This is a genomic window from Bifidobacterium lemurum, from assembly GCF_014898175.1.
Lineage (GTDB): Bacteria > Actinomycetota > Actinomycetes > Actinomycetales > Bifidobacteriaceae > Bifidobacterium > Bifidobacterium lemurum.
In genome coordinates this window covers 423747-441752 of the sequence record NZ_CP062948.1, presented here as the reverse complement: position 1 = coordinate 441752, position 18006 = coordinate 423747, and the positions used below count along the sequence as shown (strand labels likewise).

The window sequence follows — 18006 nt, the reverse complement described above, 5'->3', positions numbered from 1 at the left end:
AACGGGTGCGAATAGTAGAGTGGGGCGCATGAGATTGATGGACTGGGCGAGGCGGCTGTCGGCATGGATCAGGCGGGTGCCGCGGATTCTGCATGACATGCCGATGGCCGAATGGGATCGGGGCAACCGGTGGGCGCTGCTCGGCTCGGCGGTCGCGTTCCTTGCGCTGTATGCGGTCGACGTGATCTGCCAGCCTCCCGCGGGCGTCTCGCTGTGCATCGAAATCCTGCTCAACCTGCTGTGGGTGTTCTATGCGGTGGACTACGTGCTGACCATGTACGTGGCCGAACACAGCTGGAAGTGGATGAGCAAGCATATCCTCGGCCTGCTGATCCTGGTCGCCCCGCTGATCCCCGGCCTGCGCTTCGTGCGCGTGGTGGCGGCGCTGTACGCGCTGCACCGCGGCTCGCTCTCCTGGGTGCGCGGTCACATCAACATCTACATTGCCTGCGCGGGCGCGCTGCTGCTCTCCACCGGAGCGCTGCTGGTGCTCGAGGCGGAACGCGGCGTGCCCGGCGCGTCGATCGACAACTACACGGACGCGCTGTGGTGGGCCTTCGTGTCCGTGACCACCATCGGATACGGCGAATACTATCCGGTGACGGCCGAGGGCAAACTCATCACGGTGGCGGTGGTGATCGCCGGCATCGCCCTGATCGGTGTGATCACCGGTGCCTGCGCCGCATGGGTGATCAAGGAGATCAGCCTCAACGGCGACAAAACCGCGCCCGTCACCACCGCGCAGGCCGACAAAATCGAACGCAAGCTGGAGATGCTGTCCGACCGCGTGGGCGAGCTGCACAAACGGATGCGGTGACGGGCGCGTAAGTGCGGTCCGCTCGATTACTCGATCGCTTACGAACTGCACGTTTGCCGATCGGGTTTTCGGGACGTAGAGCAGTCGCGCGCCCCGGCGGACCGCCCGCGCGCGGCGTTGCCGGCGTGGCGTCGGCGTGGTGTCGTGAGACGACGCGTCGCGGCGGTGACCCCGACCTCTATACTGAACAAGTCCACACATAATTTCTTTTTGCTTACTCCGAGGGAGCCTAAACCCATGAACAAGGCAATCATCACCGTGGTCGGCCAAGACACGGTCGGCATCATCGCGCGCGTCTGCACCTACCTGTCCGAGCGCAAGATCAACGTGCTCGACATCTCGCAGACCATCATCGACGGCTTCTTCAACATGATGATGATTGTCGACGTGACCGAGGCCGACGAGGAATTCGGCGCCATCGTCGAGGAGCTCGACCAGCTCGGCGAGCAGATCGGCGTGCGCATCCGCTGCCAGCGCGAAGAGATCTTCACGAAGATGCACCGTATCTGATCGTTATCGTCGTGCCGGGCGAAGCCGAAGCGTCGTGTATGAGAATCCGCTTCGTTCGCCCGCAATGACAGGGATATAAGGAAACACCATGCTGAATATCATGGAGGTCCACGAGACCAACCAGATGATCGAGCAGGAGAAGCTCGACGTGCGCACCATCACCATGGGCATCAGCCTGCTCGACTGCGCGGCCGACACCGTGGACGAGGTGTGCGACAACATCTACCGCAAAATCACCACCTACGCGCGCGACCTCGTCTCCACCGGGCAGGCCATCGAACGCGATTACGGCATTCCGATCGTGAACAAGCGCATCACCGTCACCCCCATCTCGCTGGTCGGCGCGAGCTCGTGCAAGACCTCCGAGGACTTCGTGAAGATCGCGCACGCGCTTGACCGCGCGGCCAAAGAGGTCGGCGTCGATCTGATCGGCGGCTACTCCGCGCTCGTCTCCAAGTCGATGACCCCGGCCGAGGAGCTGCTGATCCGCTCGCTGCCGCAGGCCTTAAGCGAAACCGACATCGTCTGCTCGTCCGTCAACGTCGGCTCCACCAAAACCGGCATCGACATGAACGCGGTGGAGCTGCTCGGCCATATCGTCAAGGACATCGCCTACGCCACCCGCGACAACGATTCCTACGGATGCGTGAAGTTCGTGGCCTTCTGCAACGTGCCCGACGACAACCCGTTCATGGCCGGCGGCTTCCATGGCGTGACCGAGGGAGACGCCGTGATCAACGTCGGCGTCTCCGGCCCCGGCGTGGTCTCCCGCGCGCTCGACGCGGCCAAGGGCAAGGATTTCGAATTCCTGTGCGAGACGATCAAGCGCACCGCGTTCAAGATCACGCGCGTGGGCCAGCTGGTCGCGCAGGAGGCGTCGCGCCGCCTCGGCATTCCGTTCGGCATCATCGATCTTTCCCTCGCGCCGACCCCGGCCGTGGGTGATTCGGTGGGCGAGGTGCTCGAGAAGATCGGGCTGGAGCAGGTCGGCGCGCCCGGCACCACCGCGGCGCTCGCCATGCTCAACGACCAGGTGAAGAAGGGCGGCATCATGGCCTCCTCATATGTCGGCGGCCTGTCCGGCGCGTTCATTCCGGTCTCCGAAGACAAGAACATGATCGACGCGGCCGCAGCCGGCTGCCTGACGATTGAGAAGCTCGAGGCCATGACCTGCGTGTGCTCGGTCGGCCTTGATATGATCGCGATTCCGGGCGACACCACCGCTTCGACCATCTCCGGCATCATCGCCGACGAGGCGGCCATCGGCATGGTGAACCAGAAGACCACCGCCGTGCGCATCATTCCGGTCGAAGGCAAGGGCGTGGGCGAGATGGCGAACTTCGGCGGCCTGATGGGCTATGCGCCGATCATGCCGGTGAACCAGACGAGCTGCGAGGCGTTCGTGACCCGTGGCGGCCGCATCCCCGCCCCGATCCACAGCTTCAAGAACTGACGCACAACGTCTATTCGTCGTGCGTCATCCCGAGCGGAGTCGAGGGATCCCAAAGGTTAGAGATCCCTCGACTCCGCCCTGCGTGCTCCGCTCGGGATGACGGAGGAAGGGCGTCATTGCGAGTTTGGTGTGTCCAAACCCGCCACTAGGCAGTGTGCCTAAAAACAAAAACCGCGGAATTCCGCGGTTTTTGTTTTGGTCTTCGGTCAATTCAGCAATCCGGACACACCAAACTCGATCACGACTATTTCCCGCCGGCGAAATTCAGCTGACGCCACGCCTCGTAGATGGCGATCGACGCGCAGTTGGTGAGATTCAGGGAACGTAGGCTCGGCCGCATCGGCAGACGCACCTGCTCGGCCACATGCGGACCGGCCATGATATCCATCGGATCGGGGATATCGCCCGGCTCCGGGCCGAACAGCAGAATATCGGTCGGACGGTATTCCACCTCGGTGTAGAGCTTGGTGGCGTGCGCGGTGAACGCGATGATACGCGAGTTCGGCATCGATTCGACCAGATTGTCGAAATTCGGATGCAGCACCACATGCGCCATGTCGTGGTAGTCGAGACCGGCCCGGCGCAGCTTGGTGTCGCGCAGGTTGAACCCCAACGGCTCCACCAGATGCAGAATCGTTCCGGTCACCGCGCACAGGCGGATCGCGGAACCGGTGTTGCCGGGAATGCGCGGCGAGTAATAGCACAGATGAGGCGTCACGGTTTCCGTCGCCGCGGCCTTCTCCGCCGTGAGCATGGCATCGACCACGGAGATCGGATTGCCATGCGCGTCGGTCACCAATTCGTCCGGGCCGTAATTCGATTTGCGGTAGCCGTATTCGAACATCTTGCCGACTTGGGATTCCTCAGGGCGTTTCATATCGTTCGTCATAGCTGCTAAGAATATGAATGATGAACGACACTGCGTATGAGATTCCTGCGCCTCGAGCTTCGCTCTCCGGTCGGAACGACGGGAAAGGGCAGGCTGAGGCATATGCCCGTGAAGATGAGGAGAGACGGCCCGCGGCTTGTGTTCGGGGCGACGGGGAAGGTCGGCCCGCGACTCGTGTTCAAGGTGACGGGAACGAGCGGGCTGCGTCCTGTGTCGGGGATGACGGGGCGGAACGGACGGCCGTGGCCGCCGCGCCGCGGATCGCGAAGCGACTGGCGGCATGGTGGGAGGCGAACGCGCGCGATCTGCCATGGCGGTTCGGGCGCGCGACGCCATGGGGCGTGCTCGTCTCCGAAGTGATGAGCCAGCAGACGCAGATGAGCCGGGTGGTGCCGTACTGGCAGGCCTGGATGGAGCTGTGGCCGGACGCGTCGGCGCTCGCCGGCGCGTCGACGGCCGAGGTCATCACCATGTGGGGCCGGTTGGGATATCCGCGCCGCGCGCTGCGATTGCAGGAATGCGCGCAAGCAGTATCCGAACGCTACGCCGACGAACTGCCGCGCACCTATGAGCGGCTGGTCGCGTTGCCCGGCATCGGCGACTATACGGCCAGCGCGGTGATGAGTTTCGCATACGGCAAACGCGTCGCGGTGATCGACACGAATATCCGCCGCGTGCTCAGTCGTGTGTTCCTCGGCAAGGAATCGATGGGAGGGGCGGCCAGCGCCGCGGAACGCGCCCTCGCCAATACCGTGCTTCCTCAGGATCCGTCCGCTTCGGTGATGTGGAACCAGGCGGTGATGGAGTTGGGCGCGGTGGTGTGCGCGGCGAAGAAGCCGCTGTGCGAGCGCTGCCCGATCGCGGGGGAGTGTCTGTTTCTCGAATCCGGTCTGCCGGGACTGGGGGAGAAGCGCACGCGTCCGCGGCAGCGCTTCCAAGGCACCGATCGCCAGGTGCGTGGCATCGTGCTGAACGCGTTACGAGGATTGTCTTCGGAACACGCGTCGTCGCAGCCGCGGACGACGGCCGCCGCCTCGCGGGCCCATGCCGCCGCGCCGCGCTCGCTGCCGCGCGAACAGGTGGAATCGCTGTGGAAGGACCATGTGCAGCTCGACTCCTGCATCGCCTCGTTGGATGAGGATGGTCTGATCGAGATTCTTCCCGACGGCTCGCTGCGTCTGCCCCGCTAATGGTTGAGTGCGGCTTGGGCTGACGGAGGCGCGTCGGATTCCTTTCGTCAGCGTTCGGATGGTCGGATTGGGACGGATGATATTGCGTGCGCTTCGACGGATTACCGAACGTGGGTGATGGCGGATGATGCGGCCCGCATGTGAAAAGGAGACGGGGATGCCGTGTCTCGCATGAGGATGCGGTGAGGAGGGCATACACTCGTGGATATGCCTCAGACCAGACAGCCACGTTCCGCCGGGAATGGCCGCGCCGACAGCGCCGGCCGTGCCTCGGGCACCCGTCGTGGGGTCGGATCCGGAGCGAATTCGTCGTCGGGCGTCGGCGGCTCGTCCAAGCGTGCCGCCTCGGACGGCCGGTCGCGTCGGACGGGAACGTCGCGAGGGGATTCCGCGCGTGCTTCGTCGCGCACCTCGGCGAAGAAGCCGGGTGTCTCGGCTCGACTGGGATTGGGCGGGGCCTCGACGAGAAAGCCGCGCAAGCCGTTAAGCGCGAAGGCGCGCAAGAAAAGGGCGATGTACCGCCGTCGCCGCATCGTGGTCGCGTTGGCGTTGGCGTTGGCGATCGCGGTGGTGGTGTTCTGCTGCTACAGTCTGACCCGCGGCGCGAGCGCCATAGGAACCCTGATCAACCATGACGACATATACGCGATCTCGCGCGAGGAGGTGCCCGAGGCCAAGCAGTCCAGCGGCACCAAGGATTGCACGGCGCAGAACGTGAGTCTGCAGCTCACCGCGCAGTCACAGACCGTGGCGGTCGGGGGAGCGTTGGAATTCTCCGCCTCGATCGTGCATGAGGGGTCGGGCAGCTGCCTGATCGACGGCTCGGATTCCAGCCGTGTGCTCACCATCACCTCCGGCGAGGAGACCATCTGGAGGTCGGATGTGTGCGCGGCCGATCCGCGCATGCTGCTGATGGCCAAAGGCGACAAGGACATCCAGACGATCACGTGGAACACGAATGCGAACGCCACGCTCACCGAATGCACAGACGAGGCGGACTGGTCCACGGTGAATCCCGGCACCTATGTGGCGCGGCTCAGCCTCAAAGACGTTCCCGACGCGACCAGCGACCAGGTGGTGTTCACCGTCCAGTGATGACGGGACGGGAATGTCCGCGTGTACAGGTAGTCTTGTGACTTTGCATGAGGTGTGTCATATTGCGGGCATGCCGACCAGGGCTTTAAGCCCCACCAACGACGATGAGCGCCCGCACAGGCATATGGTGGCCGTGCCGGCGTCTCTCCCCGGTAAAACGGCGGAATTCCGCCGAAAGACTAGCGAGCGATAAGGAACGTCCATTGGCTGCCACTGAAGCTACGACGAACACCACCATGAACGCGCGCGCCGATAGCCGCGAAATCGAACTGCATAAGGCTTCGGACCGTGTGAACTTCGGTTCCATCAAGGAACCCATCGATGTGCCCTACCTGCTGGGCGTGCAGACCGACAGCTTCGATTGGCTGATCGGCGCCGACCGCTGGAAGAAGCGCGTCGAGGAAGACATCGAAAACGGCACCAACACCGTGCCGCACATCTCCGGCCTCGACGAGGTCTTCCAGGAGATCTCCCCGATCGAGAACTTCGCCCAGACCATGAGCCTGACGTTCTCCGACCCGTACTTCGAGGAGCCCCGCCACACCGTGCAGGAGTGCAAGGAGAAGGACTACACCTACTCCGCCCCGCTGTACGTGAACGCCGAATTCGAGAACGGCGACACCGGCGAGATCAAGTCCCAGACCGTGTTCATGGGCGACTTCCCGCTGCAGACCCCGCACGGCACCTTCATCATCGGCGGCACCGAGCGTGTGATCGTCTCGCAGCTCGTGCGCTCCCCGGGCGTGTACTTCGACCGCCAGCAGGACCGCACCTCCGACAAGGAGGTCTTCGGCGCGAAGATTATCCCCAGCCGCGGCGCGTGGCTTGAGTTCGAGGTGGACAAGAAGGACCAGCCGCAGGTGCGCGTGGATCGCAAGCGCAAGCAGTCCGCCATCGTGTTCCTGATGGCCATCGGCATGAGCAAGTCCGAGATCGCCGACGCGTTCAAGGACTATCCGCTGGTGCTCGACGCGCTCGAGAAGGAGACCCTGGAGACCCAGGAAGAGGCCCTGGTCGACCTGTACCGCAAGATCCGCCCGGCCGACACCCCCACTCCGGAGGCCGGCAAGAACCTGCTCGACTCCTTCTACTTCAACACCAAGCGCTACGATCTGGCCCGCGTCGGCCGTTACAAGATCAACCGCAAGCTCGGTCTGGAAACCGACTACAACGACCGTTCCCTGCATCAGGAAGACATCATCGCCACCATCAAGTATCTGGTGACGCTGCATGACGGCAAGACCGCCTTCCCGGGCAAGCGCGACGGCCAGGACGTGGACCTGCGCGTGGATGTGGACGATATCGACCACTTCGGCAACCGCCGCATCCGCCAGGTCGGCGAGCTGATCCAGAACCAGCTGCGCACCGGCCTGAGCCGTATGGAGCGCGTCGTGCGCGAACGCATGACCACCCAGGACGCCGAGGCCATCACCCCGCAGTCCCTGATCAACATCCGCCCGGTGAACGCCACCATCAAGGAGTTCTTCGGCACCTCTCAGCTGAGCCAGTTCATGGACCAGAACAACCCGCTCTCCGGCGTGACCAACAAGCGCCGTCTGAGCGCCCTGGGACCCGGCGGTCTGAGCCGCGACCGCGCCTCCATGGAGGTGCGCGACGTGCACCCGTCCCACTTCGGCCGCATGTGCCCGATCGAAAGCCCCGAAGGTCCGAACATCGGTCTGATCGGCTCGCTGGCCACCTTCGGCCGCGTGAACCCGTTCGGCTTCATCGAGACCCCGTACCGCAAGGTCGTGGACGGCCGCGTGACCGACGAGGTCGAGTACATGACCGCCGACCGCGATCTCGACCACGTGATCGCCCAGGCCAACCAGGAGCTCGACGCGGACGGCAACTTCGTCAAGGCTGAGGCCCTCGCCCGAGTCGGCGAGGAGGAGGCGGTCGACGTTCCGGTCTCCCAGGTCGATTACATGGACGTCTCCCCGCGCCAGATGGTCTCCCTCGGCGCCTCCCTGATCCCGTTCCTGGAGCACGACGAGGGCCACCGAGCGCTGATGGGCACCAACATGCAGCGCCAGGCCGTGCCGCTGATCGAATCCGAGCGCCCGCTGGTGGGCACCGGTTCCGAATGGCGCGCCGCCAACGACTCCGGCGACGTGATCAAGGCCGAGAAGGACGGCGTGGTGACCTACGTCTCCGCCGACATCATCCGCACGATGAACGACGACGGCACGCAGTCCAGCTACAAGCTGGCCAAGTTCCAGCGTTCCAACCAGACCACCTGCTACAACCAGCGCCCGATCATCAAGGACGGCGAACGCGTCGAGGCCGGCACCGTGCTGGCCGACGGCCCCGCCATCGAGAAGGGCGAGCTGGCTCTGGGCAAGAACCTGCTCATCGCGTTCATGCCGTGGAACGGCTACAACTACGAGGACGCCATCATCATCTCGCAGCGCATCGTCCAGGACGACACGCTCAGCTCCATCCACATCGAGGAGTACGAGATCGACGCCCGCGAAACCAAGCTGGGCGCCGAGGAGATCACCCGTGACCTGCCGAACGTCGGCGAGGACGCGGTGGCCAACCTCGACGAGCGCGGCATCATCCGCATCGGCGCCGAGGTCGAGGCCGGCGACATCCTCGTCGGCAAGGTCACCCCGAAGGGCGAGACCGAGCTGACCCCGGAGGAGCGTCTGCTGCGCGCCATCTTCGGCGAGAAGTCCCGCGAGGTGCGCGACACCTCCCTGCGCGTGCCCCACGGCGAGACCGGCACCGTCATCGGCGTCAAGGAGATCACCCGCGAGGACGCCGAGGACGACGGCGACGAGCTGCCCAACGGCGTCAACCAGATGATCCGCGTGTACATCGCCCAGCACCGTAAGATCACTGTGGGCGACAAGCTCTCCGGCCGCCACGGCAACAAGGGCTGCATCTCGCGCATTCTGCCCGAGGAGGACATGCCGTTCCTCGCGGACGGCACTCCGGTCGACATCATGCTCAACCCGCTTGGCGTGCCTTCGCGAATGAACCTCGGCCAGGTGCTCGAACTGCACCTCGGCTGGATCGCGCACTCCGGCTGGGACATCTCCCTCGACCCGAATATGGAGGCCGAGTGGAAGAAGCTCATCCCCGCCGGCGCCGAGAAGGCCGAGCCGGGCACCCCGGTGGCCACCCCGGTGTTCGACGGCGTGCGTCCGGAGGCCCTCGAAGGCCTGCTGTCCACCACGCTGCCCAACCGCGACGGCGACCGTCTGGTCGGCCCCGACGGCAAGGCGACGCTGTTCGACGGCCGCACCGGCGAACCCTTCGGCAAGCCGATCTCCGTGGGCTACATGTACATGCTGAAGCTGCACCACCTCGTGGACGACAAGATCCACGCCCGCTCCACCGGCCCGTACTCGATGATCACCCAGCAGCCGCTGGGCGGCAAGGCGCAGTTCGGCGGCCAGCGCTTCGGCGAGATGGAGGTGTGGGCCCTCGAGGCCTACGGCGCCGCGTACACGCTGCACGAGATGATGACCACCAAGTCCGATGACGTCGACGGCCGCGTGCGCGTCTACGGCGCCATCGTGAAGGGCGACAACCTGCCGCCGGCGGGCATTCCCGAGTCCTTCAAGGTGCTCCTGAAGGAAATGCAGTCCCTGTCCCTGAACGTCGAGGTGCTCAACGCGGAAGGCGTCGCCATCGACATGAAGGACGAGGACGACGACCCCGTCTCATCCTCCGACGACCTCGGCTTCAACATCGGCGCGCGTCCCGACGCGTCCGCCAAAGAGGACCAGATCGTCGACACGCCCGAATATCAGTGATCTGAACTGATCTGAACTTGTATCCGAATTTACGAAAGACAGGACAACACAAGTGCTGGATGTCAACGCTTTTGACAAACTGAGGATTGGTCTCGCCACCGCCGACGATATTCGCGGTTGGAGCCACGGCGAGGTCAAGAAGCCCGAAACCATCAACTACCGTACCCTCAAGCCCGAGAAGGACGGTCTGTTCGGCGAGCAGATCTTCGGCCCGACCCGCGACTGGGAGTGCGCCTGCGGCAAGTACAAGCGCGTGCGCTTCAAGGGCATCGTGTGCGAGCGATGCGGCGTCGAGGTGACCAAGAGCCGCGTGCGCCGCGAGCGCATGGGCCATATCGAACTGGCCGCTCCGGTGACGCATATCTGGTTCTTCAAGGGTGTGCCGTCGCGTCTGGGCTACCTGCTCAACGTGACCCCGAAGGATCTGGAGCGCGTGATCTACTTCGCCTCCTACATGGTCACCGAGGTCGACGATGAGCAGCGCCACACGGATCTGCCCGGTCTGCAGGACGAGTTCGACACCGAGATCAAGCAGCTGGAACGCCGCCGCGACAACGAGATCGAGGAGCGCGCCAAGAAGGTCGAATCCGATCTGGCCGAGCTCGAGGCCGCCGGCGAGGCCAAGGGACCCGCCCGCGCCAAGCTGCGCAACAGCGCCGAGCGCGAGATGGCCGCCATCCGCCAGCGTTTCAACGACCAGATCTCCCGTCTGGACGCCGTGTTCGACAAGTTCAAGAAGCTTGCCCCCGGCGACATGATCGACGATGTGGATCTGTGGCGTGAGATGCAGGACCGCTACGGCGACTACTTCGACGGCTGCATGGGCGCCGAGGCGATCAAGAAGCGTCTGCAGTCCCTCGATCTTGAGGCCATCTCCATGGAGCTGAAGGAAGAGATCAAGGACGCCTCCGAGCAGCGCAAGACCAAGGCCCTGAAGCGTCTCAAGGTCGTCAACGCCTTCCTGACCACCGGCAACAAGCCGGAGGCCATGGTGCTCGACGCGATTCCGGTCATCCCGCCGGATCTGCGGCCTATGGTGCAGCTCGACGGCGGCCGCTTCGCGACCTCCGATCTGAACGACCTCTACCGTCGTGTGATCAACCGCAACAACCGTTTGAAGCGCCTCATCGAGCTCGGCGCCCCGGAGATCATGCTCAACAACGAGAAGCGCATGCTCCAGGAGGCCGTCGACTCGCTGTTCGACAACGGCCGCCGTGGACGCCCGGTCACCGGCGCCTCGAACCGTCCGCTCAAGTCCCTGTCCGACATGCTCAAGGGCAAGCAGGGCCGCTTCCGTCAGAACCTGCTCGGCAAGCGCGTGGACTACTCCGGCCGTTCCGTGATCGTGGTGGGCCCGTCCCTGCGCATGCACCAGTGCGGTCTGCCCAAGCCGATGGCGCTCGAGCTGTTCAAGCCCTTCGTCATCAAGCGTCTGGTGGACCTCAACTACGCGCAGAACATGAAGAGCGCCAAGCGTCTGGTCGACCGCGGCGATTCCGAGGTGTGGGGCGTGCTCGAAGAGGTCATCGCCGAGCATCCCGTGCTGCTCAACCGCGCGCCCACGCTGCACCGTCTGGGCATCCAGGCCTTCGAGCCGATTCTGGTCGAAGGCAAGGCCATCCACCTGCCGCCGCTCGCCTGCGCCGCCTTCAACGCCGACTTCGACGGCGACCAGATGGCCGTGCACCTGCCGCTGAGCGCCGAAGCCCAGGCCGAGGCCCGCTCGCTGATGATGTCGTCCGACAACATCCTCAAGCCCGCCGACGGCCACACCGTGACCATGCCTTCGCAGGATATGATCCTCGGTCTGTACTACCTGTCCACCGTGGTGGAGGGCGCCAAGGGCCAGGGCCGCGTGTTCTCCTCGCTGGACGAGGCCGAGATGTCGCTCGACCTGCACGAGATCGACATGCAGGCCAAGGTGCTGATCCGCCTGCCGCAGGACTTCACCCTGCCCACCGATTGGGAGCCGGGCGAGGTGCAGGTCGTCGACCCGCAGCCGGGCAGCGCCGAGGTCGTCAAGGAAGAGCGCTTCCACGACGGCACCGTGCTGTTCGCCACCTCCTTCGGCCGCATCCTGTTCAACGAGACCCTGCCGACGGACTACCCGTTCGTCAACGACCAGGTCGCCAAGGGCCGTCTGTCGAACATCGTCGACGACATCGCCATGCGCTACTCCACCCAGCAGGTGGCCGCCACGCTCGACGCCCTGAAGGATCTCGGCTTCACCCGCGCCCCGTGGTCCGGCGTGACCATGTCCTTCTCCGACATCGCCACCCCGCCGGAAGGCGACGCGATCATCGCCGACTACGAGCAGCAGGCCGCCAAGGTCAACGACCAGTTCGACATGGGTCTGCTCACCGCGGAGGACCGCCGCGAGGAGCTCATCAGCCTGTGGACCGAGTGCACCGACAAAGTGGCCGAGGCCATGCGCGACAACTTCCACGACGCCAACAACGTGAACATCATGGTGCAGTCGGGAGCGCGAGGCAACTGGATGCAGATCCGCCAGATCGCGGGTATGCGAGGCCTCGTGGCCAACCCGAAGGGCGAGATCATCCCCCGTCCGGTCAAGTCCAACTACCGCGAGGGCCTGTCCGTGCTGGAGTACTTCATCTCGCAGCACGGCGCCCGCAAGGGTCTGGCCGATACCGCACTGCGTACCGCCGAGTCGGGCTACCTGACCCGTCGTCTGGTCGACGTCTCCCAGGACGTGATCGTGCGCGAAGAGGACTGCGGCACCAAGGCCGGACTCATGCTGCGCGTGGCCGACCGCGACGCCGACGGCAACCTGACGCTGGTCAAGGCCGCCGACGGTGGCCCGTACTCCCGCCTGCTCGCGGCCGACGTGATCGACCCGGCCGACGGCGAGACCGTGCTGTTCAAGCGCGACGACGCCCTGTCGATGGACGCGCTCAACACGCTGGTCGAGCATGGCATCGAAGAGGTCAAGTGCCGTTCCGTGCTCACCTGCGAGTCCAAGCGCGGCGTGTGCTCCAAGTGCTACGGTTGGTCGCTGGCCACCAACAAGCTGGTCGACGTCGGCGAAACCGTCGGTATCGTCGCCGCCCAGTCCATCGGCGAGCCCGGTACCCAGCTGACGCTGCGCTCCTTCCACTCCGGCGGCGTCGCCTCGGCCTCCGATATCACGCAGGGTCTTCCCCGTGTCACCGAGTTGTTCGAGGCCCGCACCCCGAAGGGTGAGGCGCCGATCACCGAGTTCGCCGGCACCATCAAGGTCACCGAGAACGACCGCGGCCGCCAGATCGTCCTCACTCCGGACGCCGACTCCGGCGCTCCGACCGAGGACGGCGTGATCAAGCCGATCACGTATCAGGTGTCCCGCCGCGTGCCGATGCTTGTCAAGGACGGCGAACACGTCAAGACCGGCACCCAGCTGGTCGAAGGCTCCGTCGATCCGAAGAAGATCCTTACGATCCTCGGCAAGCGCGCCGCCCAGGTGAACATCGTGGAGGAGGTGCACAACGTGTACCGCTCCCAGGGTGTGGATATCCACGACAAGCACATCGAGGTCATCGTGCATCAGATGACCCGCCGCATCACCATCATCGACTCCGGCGACACCGATCTGCTGCCCGGCGAGTTGGTGGACAACGCCCGCTTCCGCGCCACCAACATGGCGACCGTGAAGAACGGCGGCAAGCCCGCCGTCGGCCGTCCTGCGCTGATGGGCATCACCAAGGCCTCGCTGGCCACCGATTCGTGGCTGTCGGCCGCCTCCTTCCAGGAGACGACCCGCGTGCTCACCGAAGCCGCTCTGAGCCAGAAGGTCGACGACCTGAAGGGCCTCAAGGAGAACGTCATCATCGGTAAGCTCATCCCGGCCGGTACGGGCCTCGCCCGCTACCGCAACGCCGTGGTCGAGCCCGACAAGGCGATCCGCGACACCATCTACCCGAACTTCGGTCTGGGTGGCGATATGGAGGCCGGCGCCGACTTCTCCGACGCCGATCTGAGCGATGTGGACTTCTCCAACATCGACTTCGGCGATCTGAAGCTCGGCGACGACTTCAATCCGGACGACTTCCTCAACGACGCCGGCGGTCAGGTCGACCTCGGCGGCGATCTGGGAGACGTGCTGTAAAGCGAAACGCCTGACACGCTGACCACAGGGCCCCGGCATTCCCAAGGGATGCCGGGGCCCTGCCCGTATCCCGGGGGGGGCATGCGCAATGACGTGGATTTGGTCCGCGTCGGGGTCGCTTTGCCCGTCTCCGCGGAGAATCACGTATGGAAGGACTTCGTTTTGGACGCGTTCCTCGCAGCGCGAGACGCGCGCGCCACCGGCGGGTCCGGGGGAGTGCGCGCAGCATGGCCGCATGGAGTCGGTCGACATGTCGCCAGTATCGGCGCGCCTGTTTGGCGTGAATCGACTGGCCTGAGAAAGCGGCGAAATCGGCCGCATAGCCCAACGCCCGCACGGTCTGCGCCAGATTCTCGCGTAAGAGCGGCATGTGGTCGACGATATCGGCCGCCTGCTGGCGTCGAGAGCCTGATAGCGGTATGCCGTCACGTTCGGCGAGATCGCACAGCGTACCCCAGCCTGCGAGGATACGCTGTCGCGGCGTGCCGCGGCAACGCGCCAGCACGCGTCGCGCCGCGTTGAGGACGAGGATGCCGCAGATAAGGATGATGGCCATCCACAGCGGGCTGCCAACCAAGATGATGCGAACGACGATGCCTATGAACCCTTCCCAGAACGGATTGCCTTCGTTCCTCTCGGCGTCGGTTCCTGTGATCGAACTGTGCGGCCGAATCCGTGGCGCGTCCCGCAGCGGATCGGTGAGCGGCACCGGCGGCTGGCGCACCAAAACTTGCGGATCGGGAGGCGCGAGCGTGAGATCGTCGTTGGGGGTTTTCGCCTCGTCGGGCGTGGGATGGAACGCCACCCAACCCAATCCGGACAGGTTTATCTCCACCCAGGCGGCGATATCATCACCGGTGAACGAGACTGCGGAACCATGGTCGCCCGCGGAATCGGCTCCACCTTGGATTTCGCCTTGGACCTCGCCTCGGGTCCCACCTAGGATTCCGACATCGGTTGCGCTTTTGGCGTTCGCGGAACCGTTTTCTGATCTGAATCCCATCACCACACGACTGGGCAGGCCGACCGCCCTGGCCATAAGCGCCATGGCGGAGGCGTATTGTTCGTCGTCGCCCACCATGGCGTCGCCGGACAACAGGCTGGTGATACGGTAATTGCCGTGACCGGCAAGAGAGGGATAGTCGCCTTCGAGCCCATGCGAGAACCAGCCGGACTCCCTGAGCACGGCGGCCAACGCCCGAGCCGCTTCGCCGCCGCTGGTCTGGCCTCCGGCGATAGCCGAAGCGAGTTCGTCGACGGCTTCGGGAACATCCAACGCCTGAGGTTGGGTGATATGCGCGGCGGTCGCCCGGTTGATGGCCGCGTCGCTGGGAACGGCGGGGAACACGCCGGTTTCGGTATAGGTCATGCCTTCGGCTGTGCCATGAGGGAGAATGCCGGAATCGGTGTCGACGTTGTAGAAGAACGCGCGTGAATCCTCATCGTCGAGGAAATCGACGGCGGTGGCGGCACCGGCCAGCGGCAGCCAGACATCGGTGAAACCGGATCCGATGGTGAATGTGGCCGTGAAGGGTTCGCCCCGTTCTTCGTTACGGATACGCGTCCCCATACGGCGATACCGTGATGATCCGGCGGACCGCGTGGATTCGTGAGGTCGCGTGGAATCGTCATATTCCGTGGATCCGGTGAGATTCCATACGACGCCGTCGAAATGGTCCATCACCGCAAGCCGTATCGGCGTACCCTTGGGCAGTCCTTCGACGGTGAGCAGCGTCTCGTCCCGATGATCTTTGATATAGGATCGAAAACCACTTAACGGACTGGCGTAGGCGATCGGGGTCAACGGTGGATCGTATGCATCGCGCAGAACGCGACGATGCTGCGCCAGCATAAGTGGGCTTGATCCCGCGATGGTGACGGCGACGGCCAGCATGGCCACCGCCGTTCGCCACCTCCGCCACTCAAGCAGTCGCCATTTCCACGACAGCCAGACGGTAAGCATGATTCCCATCAGTATGCCGCAACCCGCGCGGTGCCATCCCGAATCGGTGCCGAGCCATGCGCAGACCGCCACCGCCATGCCGATCGGCAGCGCGGACAGCGTATTGAGCCAGGCGGTTTCGGCGAATGCGAACACACCCGCCAGCAACGTGAACCACAAGCCGATCGTCCATACCGCCATCAGCGAACCATCGGCGGTTCCGGTCGGGGGTTCTATGGCGATGAGATATTTGAACGAGCCGAACGTCGCCTCCCATCCCAAGGCCAGGGTGCGCCATGTGGGCAGCATATGCGCCACCGTGGTGTGGTTCACGGCGATGATCGGGCCAAGCACGCATTGGGAGGCCGCCAGCAATACCAGCTGCCACCAGAGCCGCCATGCCGGTCGCGTGCCGGCCCACGCGATCGCCGCGCCTGCGATTACGGCGGGGACGGCCGCCGACGCCCATTGCGAGAGGTCGCCGTATACGTCGATGAGATTGGCCACGGCGAGCAGCATGACTGTGATTACGCATGCCATGGTGATGATTCGGCTTTGCCGCAGCGCCTGACCGCAGGCGGCATCCGCACGCAAAACGTTCTCGTGCAAAACGTCTGCGCTGTGGCCTGCGCCGCCGTTCTCCGCGCGTGCCTTGCCGCGTCGGTCGGCGCGGACGTGGATGGTGTTGTCACGGCGGCGGGACGGATGAAATTCCCGAACACGCAGGCGTCGGTTGCTGCGAGCGCGGATGGCGTTGGTGGAGGAGACGACGGTGGCGGAGGAGGTGAGGGCGGTCATATGATCACCTCCGAGAACGGCGGCAGACCATCCAAGGAACCGACGGCGACTATGGTGAATCCGGCGAGGTCCCGTACATCGCCGGACCCGCCGAGAGCGGCTCGCACCACCACGCGGCGGGCGGAGTGGGGCAGCGCCATCACGGCATGTGCGATCCGGTCCAGACTCGTGCGAGAACCTGTGACCAGCACGTACCGTGAGGCACGAGGCGTATATCGTACGGTTTCGCCCATGAGATTCGCGGCATCGGCGGTGGCTTGGTGCGGGGGAGTCCTTGTGCCGACACTATCGGCGTCGGCGTCGGCGTCAGCGGTAGCGTGACGGGGGCGAGTCCCTGTATCTGCGCTGTTGGTTCTGTCGGCAACGTCGACGCTGACCGCATCGTCGGTGTCGGAGGAATCGCCGACGTTGCGGCGTATGGCGCTGGCCGCGTCGAGCAACGCCAAGGCATCATGCGGCATGATATGCGTGGTGCCGGCGTGCATGGCGATCGCCCTTTCCTGCTCGAGACAGGCGATGCCGATGGAGGCGTGGACGGATACGGCCAATTCGAACTCCTCCGGCGAATCGTAATGATCGGCGGCCACGTCAAGCGTCAACGAGGTGTCGGAGCGGCATGTCTCCTCGTATTGGCGAATCATCAGCCGCCCGCTTTTCGCGCTGCTCAACCAGTGCGCATGGCGTATGTCATCGCCGAACTCGTATGGGCGCAGTCCGTGGAGGTCAAGATCGTCGGAGACGACCCGACCGTTCGCCAACCCCTCGAAATCGTGGGAAACTCCAGTGCGCGGCAATACCAGACGCACGGTGGCGGGATGGACGAACACACAGGCGTGCGTGGTCAGAGGCCGTTCACGGCATATGAAACCGAACGGGTCACCCTGGCGGATAAGCGGCGGGCCGATTCGCAATACGGCGCGGGCTTCGGCGACATGACGCACATCCATGACGGCGGACTCGCCCGACGCCAGTCGAGGGATGGCGAATCGTGTGCGCATCCTACCGATGGGAAGATCCACAAACGGTCCGGAGATACGGAATCGGCCCGCGCCACGCTCGCTGACCTCCATATGCACACTGAACGCATCGCCCGCTTTGACTCGTCGGTCGGACACCTGCATCGAGGCATCGTATCGCATGCCGCCAAGCGACGACAGCAAAGCGACCGTCATCAGAGTCGACGCGAACAATCCGAACGTCAACGATTCATGCCATCCGCAATAGGGGAAAACCGTCAGGCATATCACCGCGCATGCGGATACCGCCCATCCCAAAGGAGAGACGACGCGAGCGTGCCGGCGCACGGATTCGACGGGAACGCGATGCCATACATCGCGCGCTCGTCGCCATATGTTGTGCGCTCGCCGGCGTATGCCATGTGCGACGCTGCGTACGCCATATGCGCTGCGTGCGCCATATGTGCTGCGTACGCCATACGCG

At 64.5% G+C, this 18006-nt stretch carries 10 protein-coding genes; 7 read left to right on the top strand and 3 right to left on the bottom strand.

What is annotated here, in order from left to right:
* Positions 1–28: 28 nt before the first annotated feature.
* The 3 genes from BL8807_RS01720 to BL8807_RS01710 all read left to right on the top strand — a co-directional run bounded on the left by BL8807_RS01720 (position 29) and on the right by BL8807_RS01710 (position 2780).
* A complete protein-coding gene (locus BL8807_RS01720) occupies positions 29–817 on the top strand; it encodes a potassium channel family protein (protein WP_083570080.1) in 789 nt (262 codons plus the stop codon).
* A 237-nt stretch (positions 818–1054) separates the two neighbouring features.
* Positions 1055–1327 carry an ACT domain-containing protein gene (locus tag BL8807_RS01715; protein ID WP_072723596.1) on the top strand — a complete coding sequence of 91 codons (273 nt, stop codon included), beginning with the start codon at positions 1055–1057 and terminating at the stop codon, positions 1325–1327.
* 88 nt (positions 1328–1415) lie between these two features.
* Positions 1416–2780, top strand: a complete 1365-nt coding sequence (locus BL8807_RS01710; RefSeq protein ID WP_072723598.1) for a PFL family protein — start codon at positions 1416–1418, stop codon at positions 2778–2780.
* A 244-nt stretch (positions 2781–3024) separates the two neighbouring features.
* Here BL8807_RS01710 and BL8807_RS01705 read toward each other — a convergent pair whose 3' ends face one another.
* On the bottom strand, positions 3025–3669 hold the full coding sequence (locus BL8807_RS01705) for a tRNA (cytidine(34)-2'-O)-methyltransferase (RefSeq protein ID WP_072723600.1): 645 nt from the start codon (positions 3667–3669) through the stop codon (positions 3025–3027).
* 242 nt (positions 3670–3911) lie between these two features.
* Between BL8807_RS01705 and BL8807_RS01700 the strand changes: the two genes are divergently transcribed.
* From BL8807_RS01700 to BL8807_RS01685, 4 genes are all read left to right on the top strand, one after another.
* Entirely contained in the window at positions 3912–4859 is a 948-nt protein-coding gene (locus tag BL8807_RS01700; protein ID WP_072723602.1) for an HhH-GPD family protein, read from the top strand.
* A 513-nt stretch (positions 4860–5372) separates the two neighbouring features.
* Entirely contained in the window at positions 5373–5954 is a 582-nt protein-coding gene (locus tag BL8807_RS01695; protein WP_083570081.1) for a hypothetical protein, read from the top strand.
* Positions 5955–6190: 236 nt separating this feature from the next.
* On the top strand, positions 6191–9721 hold the full coding sequence (gene rpoB / locus BL8807_RS01690) for a DNA-directed RNA polymerase subunit beta (protein ID WP_072723606.1): 3531 nt from the start codon (positions 6191–6193) through the stop codon (positions 9719–9721).
* Positions 9722–9773: 52 nt separating this feature from the next.
* Positions 9774–13826, top strand: coding sequence for a DNA-directed RNA polymerase subunit beta' (locus BL8807_RS01685; protein WP_072723608.1), 4053 nt, complete (start codon positions 9774–9776; stop codon positions 13824–13826).
* Here the strand turns inward: BL8807_RS01685 and BL8807_RS01680 are convergent.
* Both BL8807_RS01680 and BL8807_RS01675 read right to left on the bottom strand, forming a co-directional pair.
* Complete coding sequence (locus tag BL8807_RS01680; protein ID WP_072723610.1) at positions 13771–16566, bottom strand: transglutaminase TgpA family protein; 2796 nt, start codon at positions 16564–16566, stop codon at positions 13771–13773. The genes BL8807_RS01685 and BL8807_RS01680 overlap by 56 nt on opposite strands.
* On the bottom strand, positions 16563–17768 hold the full coding sequence (locus BL8807_RS01675) for a DUF58 domain-containing protein (protein WP_072723612.1): 1206 nt from the start codon (positions 17766–17768) through the stop codon (positions 16563–16565). The genes BL8807_RS01680 and BL8807_RS01675 overlap by 4 nt, the downstream gene beginning before the upstream one ends.
* Positions 17769–18006: the final 238 nt, after the last annotated feature.